This is a genomic window from Microbulbifer maximicatervae (SeqCode) (assembly GCF_056232625.1).
In genome coordinates this window covers 3,323,741-3,337,624 of record NZ_CP174324.1, presented here as the reverse complement: position 1 = coordinate 3,337,624, position 13,884 = coordinate 3,323,741, and the positions used below count along the sequence as shown (strand labels likewise).

Annotated in this window: 12 protein-coding genes; 8 read left to right on the top strand and 4 right to left on the bottom strand. The window is 52.2% G+C overall.

Annotated features, from left to right (window positions below):
* Positions 1–18: 18 nt before the first annotated feature.
* From rsmA to ACJJI6_RS14585, 4 genes are all read right to left on the bottom strand, one after another.
* On the bottom strand, positions 19–819 hold the full coding sequence (gene rsmA, locus ACJJI6_RS14600; RefSeq protein ID WP_444918898.1) for a 16S rRNA (adenine(1518)-N(6)/adenine(1519)-N(6))-dimethyltransferase RsmA: 801 nt from the start codon (positions 817–819) through the stop codon (positions 19–21).
* Positions 820–968: 149 nt separating this feature from the next.
* Positions 969–1,952: a 4-hydroxythreonine-4-phosphate dehydrogenase PdxA gene (gene pdxA, locus ACJJI6_RS14595; RefSeq protein ID WP_413664243.1), complete on the bottom strand. Its 984-nt coding sequence runs from the start codon at positions 1,950–1,952 to the stop codon at positions 969–971.
* 76 nt (positions 1,953–2,028) lie between these two features.
* Positions 2,029–3,369 (bottom strand): peptidylprolyl isomerase, encoded by a 1,341-nt coding sequence (locus ACJJI6_RS14590; RefSeq protein WP_445356335.1) that lies wholly within the window; start codon positions 3,367–3,369, stop codon positions 2,029–2,031.
* A complete protein-coding gene (locus tag ACJJI6_RS14585; RefSeq protein WP_445355138.1) occupies positions 3,369–5,978 on the bottom strand; it encodes an LPS-assembly protein LptD in 2,610 nt (869 codons plus the stop codon). Before ACJJI6_RS14585 ends, ACJJI6_RS14590 begins: the two co-directional genes overlap by 1 nt.
* Before the next feature lie 296 nt (positions 5,979–6,274).
* Between ACJJI6_RS14585 and ACJJI6_RS14580 the strand changes: the two genes are divergently transcribed.
* From ACJJI6_RS14580 to trpC, 8 genes are all read left to right on the top strand, one after another.
* The gene (locus tag ACJJI6_RS14580; protein WP_475710978.1) at positions 6,275–7,348 is read left to right on the top strand and encodes an aminoglycoside phosphotransferase family protein; all 1,074 of its coding nucleotides are present in this window, start codon (positions 6,275–6,277) and stop codon (positions 7,346–7,348) included.
* A 38-nt stretch (positions 7,349–7,386) separates the two neighbouring features.
* Positions 7,387–8,094: a nucleotidyltransferase family protein gene (locus ACJJI6_RS14575; protein ID WP_444895316.1), complete on the top strand. Its 708-nt coding sequence runs from the start codon at positions 7,387–7,389 to the stop codon at positions 8,092–8,094.
* Positions 8,095–8,113: 19 nt separating this feature from the next.
* Positions 8,114–8,776 carry a ribulose-phosphate 3-epimerase gene (gene rpe / locus ACJJI6_RS14570; RefSeq protein WP_444892691.1) on the top strand — a complete coding sequence of 221 codons (663 nt, stop codon included), beginning with the start codon at positions 8,114–8,116 and terminating at the stop codon, positions 8,774–8,776.
* 231 nt (positions 8,777–9,007) lie between these two features.
* Positions 9,008–10,519, top strand: a complete 1,512-nt coding sequence (trpE, locus tag ACJJI6_RS14565) for an anthranilate synthase component I (RefSeq protein ID WP_475710976.1) — start codon at positions 9,008–9,010, stop codon at positions 10,517–10,519.
* Complete coding sequence (locus tag ACJJI6_RS14560) at positions 10,506–11,369, top strand: ion transporter (RefSeq protein ID WP_445355135.1); 864 nt, start codon at positions 10,506–10,508, stop codon at positions 11,367–11,369. The genes trpE and ACJJI6_RS14560 overlap by 14 nt, the downstream gene beginning before the upstream one ends.
* Positions 11,366–11,944, top strand: a complete 579-nt coding sequence (locus ACJJI6_RS14555; RefSeq protein ID WP_444912048.1) for an anthranilate synthase component II — start codon at positions 11,366–11,368, stop codon at positions 11,942–11,944. Before ACJJI6_RS14560 ends, ACJJI6_RS14555 begins: the two co-directional genes overlap by 4 nt.
* A 73-nt stretch (positions 11,945–12,017) precedes the next feature.
* On the top strand, positions 12,018–13,067 hold the full coding sequence (gene trpD, locus ACJJI6_RS14550) for an anthranilate phosphoribosyltransferase (RefSeq protein ID WP_475710974.1): 1,050 nt from the start codon (positions 12,018–12,020) through the stop codon (positions 13,065–13,067).
* Positions 13,061–13,858 carry an indole-3-glycerol phosphate synthase TrpC gene (trpC, locus tag ACJJI6_RS14545; protein ID WP_475713459.1) on the top strand — a complete coding sequence of 266 codons (798 nt, stop codon included), beginning with the start codon at positions 13,061–13,063 and terminating at the stop codon, positions 13,856–13,858. Before trpD ends, trpC begins: the two co-directional genes overlap by 7 nt.
* The last annotated feature ends 26 nt before the right edge of the window (positions 13,859–13,884 follow it).

Sequence of the window (13,884 nt, the reverse complement as noted above, 5' to 3'; positions counted from 1 at the left end):
CAAAAATATGAAAAATAATTATTGTTGTTGCAAGTTTGTACAGTAGTCGGCCAGCTTAACAAAGTCCTCGACGCTTAAGGTTTCTGGTCGGCGGCCGGCATCAATGGGCAGCAGCTCGGGGTCGAGATCCGGGAATAGGGGTTTTAAAGCATTGCGCAGGGTCTTACGGCGCTGCTGGAAGGCTATATTGACGATTCTTTCCAATAATTCTTCATCTTTTGCGGTAAATGGCAGAGTGCTGTGGGGAACTAATCTCACGATGGCAGAATCCACTTTGGGGGCGGGCCGGAAGGACTGCGGAGGGACAGGGAATAGGCCCTGTACGCGACAGTAATATTGAACCATCACGCTAAGTCGCCCATAAGATTTAGTCGAAGGTGTTGCGCTGAGCCGATCTACCACCTCTTTCTGCAGCATAAAATGCATATCCTGGACTTGCCCGCGAAAACTGAGCAGATGGAACAGTAACGGTGTGGATATGTTATATGGAAGGTTACCGACAATGCGTAGCTGCTTATCTCCAGCAAAGGTGCCAAAGTCAAATTTTAATGCGTCCTTTTCAATGATGCTAAATTCCGGGTATTCCCTGAATTTAAATTCCAGCATTGGAATCAGGTCGCGATCCAGTTCGACAGCGGTTAGAGATGGGCACCGTTTTAGTAGTAATTCTGTAATTGCCCCTTGGCCCGGGCCAATTTCCACTAGCGTATCTGATTCTTTAGGGCCTACCGCACGAACAATGCGCTCGATAATATTTTCATCGACGAGAAAGTTTTGTCCAAAGCGTTTACGGGCTTTGTGTTGAAAGAAGTTATCCATTGATATATCTGTAACCTGGATGATTAATTTTGCGGTTAAGCCTTGGGGTGCTGATGAGCATTTTAGTTGGATACCCTTTAGGGCCTTTCACCGCGCTCACGTGGTGAGGGCATGGTTTACACTTTCCCCAAGCAAGTTTTAGGCACTGGTTAGGAACTGCGCAATTTAGCTATCGCCACAGCCTGAGACAGTGCGGCTTTGAGGCTGCCGCAGTCTGCAATGCCTGTGCCCGCGATATTGAGAGCTGTGCCGTGGTCTACTGAAGTGCGGATAAAGGGTAGCCCCAAAGTGATATTGACGGCGTGGCCAAAACCCTTGAATTTTAACACTGGAAGCCCCTGGTCGTGATACATAGCTAAAACGGCGTCACATTCCGACAAATGCGGCGGGGTAAAAAGAGTGTCTGCGGGAAGTGGACCTTTCAGTGATATACCTTGGTGGCGCAAGTGTTCGAGTGTGGGTTCAATTATTTCTATTTCCTCATGGCCTAAGTGTCCCCCCTCTCCAGCATGGGGGTTGAGGCCGCAAACGCTAATACGAGGATTGGAGATGCAGAAATGTTCCCGCAAACTGGCGTCGAGGATGGTAATAATCTGCTCTAGAAGCGGGGGGGTGATAGCAGCGCTCACCTCTTTGAGGGGCAGGTGAGTTGTCACTAGAGCAACTCGAAGGTCCTCTGCTGCTAGCATCATAACGACACGCTCAACACCGGCTTTTTCAGCAAAGAACTCTGTATGGCCGCTAAATGGAGTACCGGCATCATTGATAATGCCTTTGTGTACGGGCCCTGTAACCACGGCATCAAACTGGCCGGCCAGGCACCCCTCTGCCGCAACTGTAAGAGTTTCCAATACATAGGGTGCATTGACTGCATTCAGTAAGCCGGGTTTAGCAGGCTCGGCTATGGAGACCGGTAGTATGTAGAGAGCACCGGCAGGTGTCCCCTCTGTGCCTGCTGTGGACAGAGGAAGGAGCTGAAGAGGCAACCCCAATGCCGCAGCGGTCTCTGTCAGTAGCAGGGGATCAGCAATTGCGACAATCTGTGCTGGAGAACTCTCTTGTGCAATCTTCACAGCCAGCTCAGGGCCAATACCTGCAGGTTCTCCGGGGGTGAAGGCAATTTTAGGAGCCATTGCTATATAACTTTCCTGTAGCTACAAAAAAAAACCGGGCACAGGGCCCGGTCTTTCCCGCTGAAAAAGCGGCTTACTATTGGTTTCCTGAGTCCTCGGTGGTCTCAGAGTCCGGCAATTTGATCTCAACGTATGCCTGGTCGCGAATCTCACGGCGCCAGTTTTGCAGTTCTTCTTCATAGCGGCGGTTGCGCAGCAAATTGGCTGCCTGATTGCGGATATATTTGTCGGTCATATCCTGTTTGCGCCGATCTTCAACCTGCAGGATATGCCAGCCGAACTGGCTGCGGAAAGGTAGGCTAATGCTGCCAATCTCAGTTGCATCCATAGCCTGGGTAAACTCTGGCACAAACTGTCCGGGCATAGACCAGCCAAGATCGCCACCGGATAGCATAGAACCTATATCCTCTGAGTTCTCGCGCGCGAGTTCGCTAAAGTTATCGCTGGCCATGGCCTCTTCACGCAGCTCAATCAGCTTATTGTAAGCTTGGTCATCGGTAAGAATAGCGGACGGCTTAAGCAGGATATGGCGAACTTTTGTCTGTTCCACCAACTGCTCGCTGGCGCCTTTCTGCGCGTGAATCTTTAATAGGTGAAAGCCGGCATCACTGCGGAAAGGCTCGGTAACATCACCGGCTTTTAAGTCGGTGAGGGCATCGGCAAAAAGAGTGGGAAGCTCGACGGTCTTGCGCCAACCTAGGTCACCACCGGTAAGTGCATTTTGGCCGGCAGAGTTTGCGATCGCCAGGCGGCGGAAGTCAGCGCCGTCTTTGGCCTGCTGAGCGAGGTCTTCAGCCTTTTCCCGTGCCTGTGTAACTTCGCTGCTGGGGGCACTGGAACTTACGGGGATCAGAATATGGCCCAGCTCAAATTGAGGGGACTTCCAAAACTCCCCCTCCTTGGAGCGTAGGAAGTTATCGATATCTTGATCGGTAATCTGGATCCGGCGGTTAACGCTGCCTTGCTCGACCCGGCGAATCATCAGCTCTTGGCGAATCTGCTGACGAAAGCTCTTCATGCTCATACCGTCAGCGAGCAGCCGCTGGCGGAATTCTTCGGGGCTGACTCCGGCATTTTGTTGGACACGGGCGATAGCTTGGTCCAACTCCGATTCAGAAACGGTAACACCTGCGCGAGAGGCCATCTGCAGTTGCAAACGCTCGATAATGAGTTGTTCGAGAACCTGGCGGCGCAAAACATCCACTGGAGGAGCCTGCACCTGCTGTGCTTGGATTTGGCTGGCGATGGTATTCATGCGCTGGGTCAGTTCACTGGCCATCACAACATCGTCATCAACAACAGCAACTACCCGGTCAAGGTTTCTGACTTGTGCCGTAGCAGTGGCGGCGATCAGAGCTCCAGCTGCCAGTACGGGTGCCAGGCCCAGTTTCGGTACGAATTTCTTAATTATTCTCATCACTGTTTCAGCTCTTCTCTCTGATCAAAGTTGGCAATCCCCTGGGTCAGCATTTCTGTCACGGTTGAACCAAAGCCTGCTAATCCTTTGAGTTCGACTTCGAGATAGATACCTTCGTCGTACTCAAGGTCTTCAGCAGATACAACCCCTGCGAGATCATTGTCCAGTGTGCGTCGCCACACCAGTCGGGTACGGTAGCAGCAGTCGTCATATTCGATTCCTGCCAGGTATTCCAGTTCCCGATTTAAAGTAAGATCATAGCTGGCACCAGCCATGAGTGAGGTATGAGTACCAAGTGGGAGGACTGTTGAGGCATTTAGTTGACTCACGGTTTCATCTTCATCTTCGTCCTCATCCTCGTCATCCGTTGAGTCTGGACGCTCGTAGTAATAGCTGAAATTAAAGATGCGGTAGTCGTCGTCAAGATAGCGCAGGCTGAAATTACCGCGATTAATATTGTGCTCACTATCTTCATAGACCAGCTCAGTCCCCAAACGCAGGGATTCGAAAGGGCGACTCTCGATTCGTGCAGCCAGTTCTGACCGTTGGGTATCCTCAATGTAAGCAGTGCGGCCAATTTGCCTGTCACTGGAGTAGTAGACCTGTCCGACACTGGCTGAGAAGAGGTCCCGGCCACTGACTGGATCTAGAAAGCGAGTTGTCAGGCCTAGGGCAAGTCTATCTGCATCGTCGATCCGGTCATTTCCAGTAAAGCGGCTATCCCGGAATAACTGGTCGTAACTGAAAGTGTAAAGTGAGGTGTCGTACAGTAGGTTGTTACTGTCAGGGTCTATCCTAATTTCAGGATCGACTTCGTTAGCACGACCGCTGATATCAAAGAAATCACTTTGATCGGCATTGCTGCTAATCAGGGTAAATAACCGAGGTTCCAGTGTCTGGATAAAGTCGCGGTTAAATAGGTGGCTATCGCGCTCAAAGTAGAGCCCAGTATCCAGAATAAACTGGGCTGCAGCCGCATCGGGGGTATCGTCGGCATCCTCGGGTAGAAATAGGTCACTTACGCTGTAAGTGAGATAGCGACCAGCTATTCCCGGCTTAAAATATCCCCAGAGCCACTCTTTATCCCAGTAGAATTCATAGTCGAGGCGCAGCCGATCTGCAGTGATAAAGTCTCGTGTCCGAGTAGTGACACTGTCGGGGTCATCGGTGTCTTCAATAAACCTTATGGTTTGTGTGTCACTGTGATCCCAGCTGGTGACTTCGTTCTGCATAGTCAACAGCCAGTCATCCCAGCGGTAATCCCCGTCTATATCCAAACGGGGGTATTGGGCAAAGGTATCGAAGGCGTCATTTTCCAGTACTTGATAGTCCTGGGTACGCAGTGTTGCTCGCCAGTGCTCGCTGCGCAGTAGCCCCTGAACTTTCTGGCTAACACGGGTTTCCGCATTGATGTCTAGGTTGGCCGTACTCAAATCGCGGAAATAATCTGGATCGCTGACCTTGGTATAGTCGATATCGGTACGCCAGACACTGCCGCTGTACCCCCCTTGCTGCTCCAAACTGATCAGCCAGCGGTCTTCGCCTTTATAGGGGAGAACCAGGTCCTCAGGGAAACCCTCATCAATCAGGTCCTGGGCAAGGTCATTATTGCCGCCATCGTCGTTGGGGAGATCGGCTAGACGGATTTCAGTACTAAACATTTCTGCCAGGTGCCTGAACTCAACCTCTAATCCCGCTCCGCGATATTGGATGTAACGCGGGGAAATGGTGGCGTCCATCTGCGGGGCAATATTCCAGTAGTAGGGAATGGCGAGGTCCCAGCCATTCTTGTCGCTGTTGCTGAGTGTGGGAAACAGGAAGCCGGACATGCGCGCATCGCCCACTGGAAAGCGGAAATACGGCAGGTATAAGACAGGTACATCCAGAATCTTCAGGCGCACATCCCGCGCAGTCCCCTGGCTTTCTACTTCATCAATATTGATCTCGCGGCCCGTGAGTTGCCAGAACTCACGCCCGGGCTCACAGCGGGTATATGTGCCCTCTGTCAGGGTTAGCTCACCACTGGTTTGACGTGCAACTAGCTCGGCATCCCCATGAATAAAAGCATCATGCACCACATAGGTAGCATCCTCAATAGAGGCCGCTTCGCTTTCGGTATGGACTTCGGCGGAGGAACCACGGATCAGTAAACCGGGTTCCCGAAGCTCAATGGCGCCATCTAAAGTGGCGATATTTTCTGGGCGATTCAGTTTGACCTGGTCGGCAAAGAGCTGCCGGTAACCCTGGGTAATATGTACATTCCCGCTCAGCTCGGCTGAACCATCTTCCAGCCACTGGGATTTCTCAGCAGTGGCTCTCAGTGGAGCCTCCCCAGGGGGCAGATCAGAACCGGGATAGTTGCGCGGAGGGGCTACAAAGGCACCAGAGCACACCGCCGGTAGATTGGCTAACTCCTCCGGGGTTAGCTCAGAGCGGGGCAACCAGTCCAAGTACAAATAGGGGTTGTAGTCGGGATCAGGATACGGCTCGCCCTGATTGGCTTGCGCCCACAGAGGTTGAGCAGCGATCAGGCCGAGAGCGATGGAGCGGGCTTGGGAGTTATTAGCAATCGCCAGAGCGAGGCGACGCCACCGGGAGACTTCAAGCATCAAACGATATGTTCCAGCTATCTTTTAGTGTTTCTTTATCGATGGATACGTGCGACAGCTTTCGAGCCGGGGCGCGCAAAATCATCGTCCGATTCTACTTGAATGTAGATGTGGTTAATAGCCGTACTGAAGTCGTAATGTTACAGCTAGAGGCTCAGCTTTGAAACGCAAATTACCTGGAACTCGTGTTCTTTTTTTAGCTGAGGCAAAGTAGGGGCACCAATAAATAGTGATGGCGTCTCTGGACGCAGAGAGGCTCGGGGTTAAAATGCAGCTAGAAACAGTTGGAATATAAGATGAGCCTAAGATCGAGCAGTGAAGTTGAGCAAGGGTGCGAGATCGACTCCGATCCCAGACGCAATGCCTTGAGTGAGTGGGTTGGCGTGGCCCTGGGTATGGAGGCTCCGGCTGATTTATCGAGCCTGGCGGGAGATGCTGGATTTCGCCGTTATTTTCGCACTCTAACCGAGCCGTCACTGATAGCGGTAGATACTCCTCCCCAATTGACTAACCCCGCCCGCTTTGTGGCTCTGGCTGATTACTTGCGCCGCAACGGTACCCATACTCCGATGGTGATTGCTGCAGACACCGCGGAGGGGTACCTGCTGCTGGAAGATTTGGGGGATACCCAGTTATATAGCGTGCTCAACGCCGACAGTGTTGAGGGACTCTATGCAGAAGTAATGAGTGAACTTTTGTGCCTGCAGCAAATCCCTTTTGAGGAACAATTATTCCCAGCTTATAGTCGGGAACTACTTCTTAAGGAAATGCAGGTTATGCCTGAGTGGCTGGTGCGAGAGCTACTTGGCTACCAGCTTTCAGAGCGGGAAGAAAAGCTGCTGGAGCAAACCTTTGAATTGTTGCTTAACAGTGCGGAGGAGCAGCCTCACACGATTGTTCACCGGGATTACCACAGTCGCAACCTGATGATCCGCGACGGGGAAAGGCCGGGGATTGTCGATTTTCAAGACGCAGTGTGGGGGCCCGCCACCTACGATCTGGTGTCTCTGCTCAAAGATTGCTATATCCGTTGGCCCCGCGAGCGGGTAGAGCGCTGGGTGCTGGCTTACGTCGCGACTGCTGAAGCGGCGGGTGTTATGCAGCCTGTGGACCCACAACTTTATCTTCGTTGGTTCGACTGGATGGGGCTACAGCGTCATATTAAAGTGCTGGGTCTGTTCCCGCGCCTCAGTCTGCGTGATGGAAAGCAGGGATACTTGCAGCACCTGCCGCTGGTGATTCGCTATGTTTTGGAAACCGCTGAGCGCTACCCAGAGCTGGAGCCGTTTACTGATTGGTTCAGCGGCACCCTGCTGCCGCAGATAGAGCCTTTGCCCTGGTACAGCGATTACCGCTGTGCCGGTGACTAGCCGAAGTAGGCCGTACGAAAACTGTACAGATTAATTTAATGAGCAAACCCAAAGAGAATTCCCCTTTGACTGCCATGGTATTGGCAGCAGGTTTTGGGCGCCGTATGCGCCCACTGACTGACCAAACTCCAAAGCCTCTGTTACCGATTGCCGGTAAGCCCCTGATTGAATATGCAATTGAGCGCTTGGCAGCTATTGGTGTGCAAAAGGTCGTGATTAACCTGGGCTACTTAGGACCCAAAATTCGTCAACAGCTTGGTTCTGGTTCCCGCTGGGGGTTGGATATTCATTATTCTGTGGAGCATGAGGAGGAGCCACTGGAAACTGCCGGCGGGATTCTCAAGGCACTGCCACTGATCGGCGATTCATCGTTTTTGGTGGTTAATGGTGATGTCTGGTGTGACTATGATCTGTCGCAATGGATCGAGAGGCCGCTGCCGGAGTCTTGCCCTGGGCGTCTTTTGATGGTCCCTAATCCTCCCCATAACCCCGATGGAGATTTTGGCATAGAAGGTGGCTTGCTGTCGGGTACAGCCAAGCCCCGCTATACCTTTGCGGGTATTAGCTGGCTGCGAGCTGAAACCCTAACTGAATACCCTAAGCGTCGCGAATGCTTTGGGCTTGGGGAAGTGTTCACCTTTAATGAGGATAAGCTACAAGCTGAACTCTATGAGGGGGACTGGTGCGATGTGGGAACCCCCGAGCGCCTGGAAAATTTAGATCGCCGACTGACTGGCGAAAGTTGAGTTACCAAAGGATATTTTGATGTCAGATTACAAGATCGCCCCCTCTATTCTCTCCGCAGATTTCGCACGTTTGGGTGAGGAAGTGGACAATGTGTTGGCAGCCGGAGCGGACTGGGTGCATTTTGATGTGATGGACAATCACTATGTGCCAAATCTCACGATTGGCCCTATGGTATGCCAGGCCCTGCGCAAACACGGTGTTGAGGCTCCGATTGATGTGCACCTGATGGTGGAGCCGGTGGATGAAATGATTCGCATGTTCGCCGATGCCGGAGCTACCTATATTACGTTCCACCCAGAAGCCTCTCGTCACCCGGACCGCTCCCTACAATTGATCCGCAGTCTCGGCTGTAAAGCCGGGCTGGTGTTCAATCCAGCCAGTGGCCTCGATGCGGCCAAATATGTAATGGATAAGCTGGATATGATCCTGCTGATGTCGGTGAACCCGGGCTTTGGTGGGCAGAAGTTTATCCCCAATACCCTGACCAAGTTAAAAGAAGCCCGCAAGTTGATTGATGAGTCTGGGTTTGATATTCGCCTTGAGATCGACGGCGGTGTTAATCGCGACAATATTGCCGAAATTGCTGCAGCTGGAGCAGATACCTTTGTCGCTGGGTCTGCCATATTCAATACTCCGGACTACGCTGAAGTGATTGCAGCTATGCGTAAGAGTTTGGCTTAATTTACAAAACTGGCGGGCAATCTCTTGCCCGCCATAGACGGGATTTGTTAACTTGTGCGCCTGCACTGAGGGAATTTCCGTGAACCACTCTTTCTCCCTGACAAACAGTTGGCGATGGCGCCACTGACCTGCTGAGGCCCAATCGAGTTTGGCGATTGAGGCACCTTTCCCGTGGGCGCTGCTTATACTCTGGCGCCAATCATAAAGAATGAAAAATTGATCGGAGTCTCCATGACCCCTACTGAATACGCTCAACTTGCGTCTGAGGGTTATAACCGTATCCCCCTGGTAAGGCGCGTACTGGCGGATATTGAAACGCCACTGTCCACCTATTTGAAACTGGCCGGAGGCCGTTACAGCTATTTGCTGGAATCGGTTCAGGGCGGGGAGAAATGGGGGCGCTATTCCATTATTGGTTTACCTGCGCGGACTTTGCTCAGGGTTAAGGGCACTGACATCACCGTGGAAACTGATGGTGAGGTTGTAGAGAGCCACAGCGCCGCCGACCCTCTGGAGTTTGTTGAACAGTTTCAGCAGCGCTATCAGGTACCTGAATTAGCGGATCTGCCCCGTTTTAACGGCGGGCTGGTGGGCTATTTTGGCTATGACTGCGTGCGCTATATCGAACCGCGTCTGGCCGCCAGTACTCCGCCGGATACCCTGGGTAACCCGGATATCCTGTTGATGGTCAGCGATGAATTGGTGGTTTTTGATAATCTTGCCGGTGCGGTAATTCTGATTGTCCACGCAAATACCGCTGAAGAAGCAGCCTATGAAAAAGCCCAGCAGCGCCTGGACCAATTGGTTGGCCAGTTAGCGCAACCGCTACCAGATACTGTGCCCCTCGATTTGCATGGGCGCGGCATTGATGAGAGCGAATTCCAATCCCACTTTGGCGAGGACAACTTTAAGCGCGCAGTAGATCGGGTTAAAGAGTACGTGCTTGCCGGTGATGTGATGCAGGTGGTGCCCTCCCAGCGCCTGTCTGCGCCTTTCGATGCGCCGCCACTTAATTTTTACCGTGCTTTACGCAGTTTGAACCCTTCGCCGTATATGTATTTCCTCGATCTGGGTGACCACCATGTAGTGGGCTCCAGCCCAGAAATTTTGGTGCATTTAGAAGAGGGAGAAATGACTGTGCGACCTCTGGCGGGAACCCGCCATCGGGGAGCCACTGAGGAGGAGGATCTTGCCCTGGAGGAAGAGCTGTTGGCAGATCCCAAAGAACTCGCCGAACATCTGATGCTGATTGACCTGGGGCGCAATGATATCGGCCGGGTGGCTGATACTGGCAGTGTTAAAGTCACCGACCAAATGTTTGTCGAGCGCTATTCCCACGTGATGCATATCACCTCCAATGTTATCGGCCAGTTAAAGCCGGGCCTCACCGCCATGGATGCTCTGCGCGCGGCACTGCCGGCCGGTACCCTGTCGGGCGCCCCCAAGATACGCGCTATGGAAATTATCGATGAGCTGGAGCCAGAAAAGCGTGGCATTTACGGTGGGGCGGTTGGCTACCTGGCTTGGAATGGCAATATGGATACCGCTATCGCCATTCGTACAGCAGTTATCAAGGATGGCCGACTATATGTGCAGGCGGGAGCTGGCCTGGTGGCGGACTCCGATCCGCAGTCAGAGTGGAATGAAACAATGAATAAGGCCCGAGCGCTTTTCCGCGCTGCCGGTATGGCGCTGGCCAAGAGTAGTGACCCTTTAAAGATCGAGCAAGATGAGCGAAGTTAGTATTTCTCAAAAGTTGACCCTGGCTGAACGCTGCGAGCGAGTTGTCGCAGCGCCGTTATTTAACCAAATCATTATCGGAATGATTCTGCTCAATGCCGTCGCTGTTGGGTTGGAGACTTCCACTTGGGTGATGGAGCGCTTTGGTACGCTGCTGGGCGCTATTAATCAACTGATTCTCGCCTCATTTGTTATTGAGGCGCTGGTTAAAATTTTTGCCCATGGGGCCCGTCCCTGGCGTTACTTTGCCAGTGGTTGGAATTGCTTTGATTTTACTATTATTGCACTGAGTTTGATTCCTGCTACAGGGCCGCTAGCTACCCTGGCGCGCTTGGTGCGGGTATTAAGGGTTTTGCGGCTGGTGTCTGCATTCCCGGAACTCCGCACACTGGTGGACACGCTTTTGCGCAGTTTACCAAGCATGATGCACATTGCTTTGTTGATGAGCATCATTTTCTATATCTATGGTGTAGCGGGTTATTTCCTATTTCACGATATTGATCCAACTCACTGGCGCACTTTACCCATCGCATTTTTGAGTTTATTCCGCATAGTCACCTTTGAGGACTGGACGGATATTATGTATACAGCGATGGATTCGATGCCTTGGGCCTGGCTTTACTTCGTCAGCTTTGTGGTCATGGGGGCGTTCGTAATGATTAACCTCTTTATCGGTGTAGTCTTGAATAACCTGGAAGAGGCCAAATTGCGACGAATGGATGAAATGTGTCTGCCTCCAAGCCAGACCGAAATCCTGCGCGAACTCCGCGCAACCCAGGCCTCTCTCGCACGCCTACAAAAAAGAATGGAAGAATCCACTTATCAACCAGAGGCTAAGGGGGCCGCACAATGATTTTAATGATCGATAACTACGACTCCTTTACCTGGAATGTAGTGCAGTACCTGGAAGAGCTGGGTGCAAAAGTGGTGGTAAAACGCAACGACGAAATTACCTTGGATGAAGTCGAGGCAATGGCGCCAGAGAAAATCGTGATTTCGCCGGGTCCCTGTACCCCCAATGAGGCGGGTATTTCTCTCGATACCATTCGCCGTTTTGCCGGCAGTATCCCTATTTTGGGTATTTGTCTGGGGCACCAGAGTATTGGACAGGTCTTCGGTGGCAGGGTAGTCCGTGCCCGGCAGGTTATGCACGGCAAAACATCCCCTATAGTGCACAACAATTTGGGGGTGTTCCACGGTTTGTCCAACCCGTTTGAGGCGACTCGCTATCACTCACTGGTAGTGGAGAAAAGCAGTTTACCGGAATGCCTGGAGATCACTGCCTGGACTGAGACAGAGGATGGTGAAATTGACGAGATCATGGGCGTGAAGCACCGGGAATTAGCAGTAGAAGGGGTGCAATTTCATCCTGAGTCAATTCTCACCATGCACGGTCACGATATGTTGAGAAACTTTATCGAGTCTTGAGGGCCGGAAGAACAAGTGCGCGGCGGGCAGGTCCCGTCAGAATCAATAACCAGAGTGGGGCAAAGGGGGAAAAATGAATATTCAACAGGCCATTGCCAAACTGGTGGATGGCGAACACCTTACTCGTGAAGAAATGCGCGAAACCGTGGGCCAGATTATGCGTGGCGAAGCGCTGGAGTCACAGATAGGCGCACTCCTTATCGCACTGCGTATACGCGGTGAGACAGTCGATGAAATTGTCGGCGCAGTGGAAACCATGCGTGAGCTGGCGGTAAAGGTTGAGCTCGACCTGGAAAACACAGTTGATATTGTCGGCACCGGCGGCGATGGCGCCAATCTGTTTAACGTGTCCAGTGCGAGCAGCTTTGTGGCAGCTGCTGCCGGAGCTAAGGTAGCCAAGCATGGCAATCGCTCGGTGTCGTCCAGTAGTGGTTCTGCGGACCTGCTTGAGCACGCCGGCGTATTTTTGGAATTGAGTCCCTCGCAGATGGCGCGTTGCGTAGAGACTATCGGTATTGGCTTTATGTTTGCGCCCAGCTTTCACAATGCGATGCGCCACGTTGGCCCATCGCGCAAGGCGCTGGGACTGCGTACCATCTTCAATTTACTCGGGCCGATGACAAATCCGGCGGGAGTAAAGCGCAAAGTAATCGGTGTGTATGACAAGCGCTACTGCCGCCTGTTGGCTGAAGTTTTGCAAAAGCTCGGTTCAGAGCATGTGCTGGTTTTACATAGCGAAGACGGGCTCGATGAAGCCAGTATTGCTGCGGATACCTTTGCTGTGGAATTAAAGGATGGTGCCTTGCAGGAATATACCCTCAAGCCTGAAGACTTTGGCTTGCAGCGCCGTGACCTCTCTGATCTTAGTGTTTCTGGTTCCGAGGACTCCCTGGCCCTGATTCGCGATGCGCTGGGTAAGCGCAATACTGAGGCGGGGCAAAAAGCCGCGGATATTATTGCGCTTAACGCAGGCCTGGCAATTTATGTCAGCGGCGTTGCGCACTCTGCAGAGCAAGGTGTCGCTATGGCACAAGATGCTATCGACAGCGGTCTCGCCGGAGAGAAAATTAACGATCTTGCCGCGTTTACCAGTGCGTTTCGCCCAGAGGAAATTCAATCGTGAGTACACCGACCATTTTAAAAACAATTGTCGAGCGCAAGTGGCAAGAGGTTGCTGAGCGCAAGGCAGAGTGCTCCACCGACGAAGTTCGCCTTCGCGCCAGGGATCAGGAGCCGGCGAGAGGTTTTGTTGATGCAGTGGATCGCAAGATTTCCACTGGTGAGGCTGCAGTAATTGCCGAAATTAAAAAAGCCTCTCCCAGTAAAGGCGTGATTCGCGAGGATTTCCTTCCTGCAGAAATTGCTACCAGCTATGAAAAAGGTGGCGCGGCTTGTCTGTCAGTACTAACCGATGTGGACTTTTTTCAGGGCGCAGATAATTACTTGCAGCAGGCCCGAGATGCCGTACGCCTACCGGTGCTGCGCAAGGACTTTACCGTTGATCCCTACCAAATCTATGAAGCTCGCGCGATTGGGGCCGACTGTATTTTGTTGATTGCAGCCTGCCTGGAAGATCCACAGATGGCGGATCTCAACGGGCTCGCTTTGGAGTTGGGTTTGGATGTCTTGGTGGAAGTGCATAACCACAAGGAGTTGGAGAGGGCCCTGGCATTACCTAACCGCTTAATCGGCATCAATAATCGCAATCTGCACACTTTCGATGTGCAGCTGGAAAATACCTTTAAGTTACTGGACTTGATCCCCGAAGACCGTCTTGTGGTTACGGAAAGTGGTATTCATACCACAGATGATGTTGCGGCGATGCGCGGTCATAACGTCAATGCTTTCCTGGTGGGAGAGGCCTTTATGCGGGAGGAGGAGCCGGGCAGGAAACTGATGGATATGTTTAACTGACCGCTTACTCCAGTAGTAGAAATAAA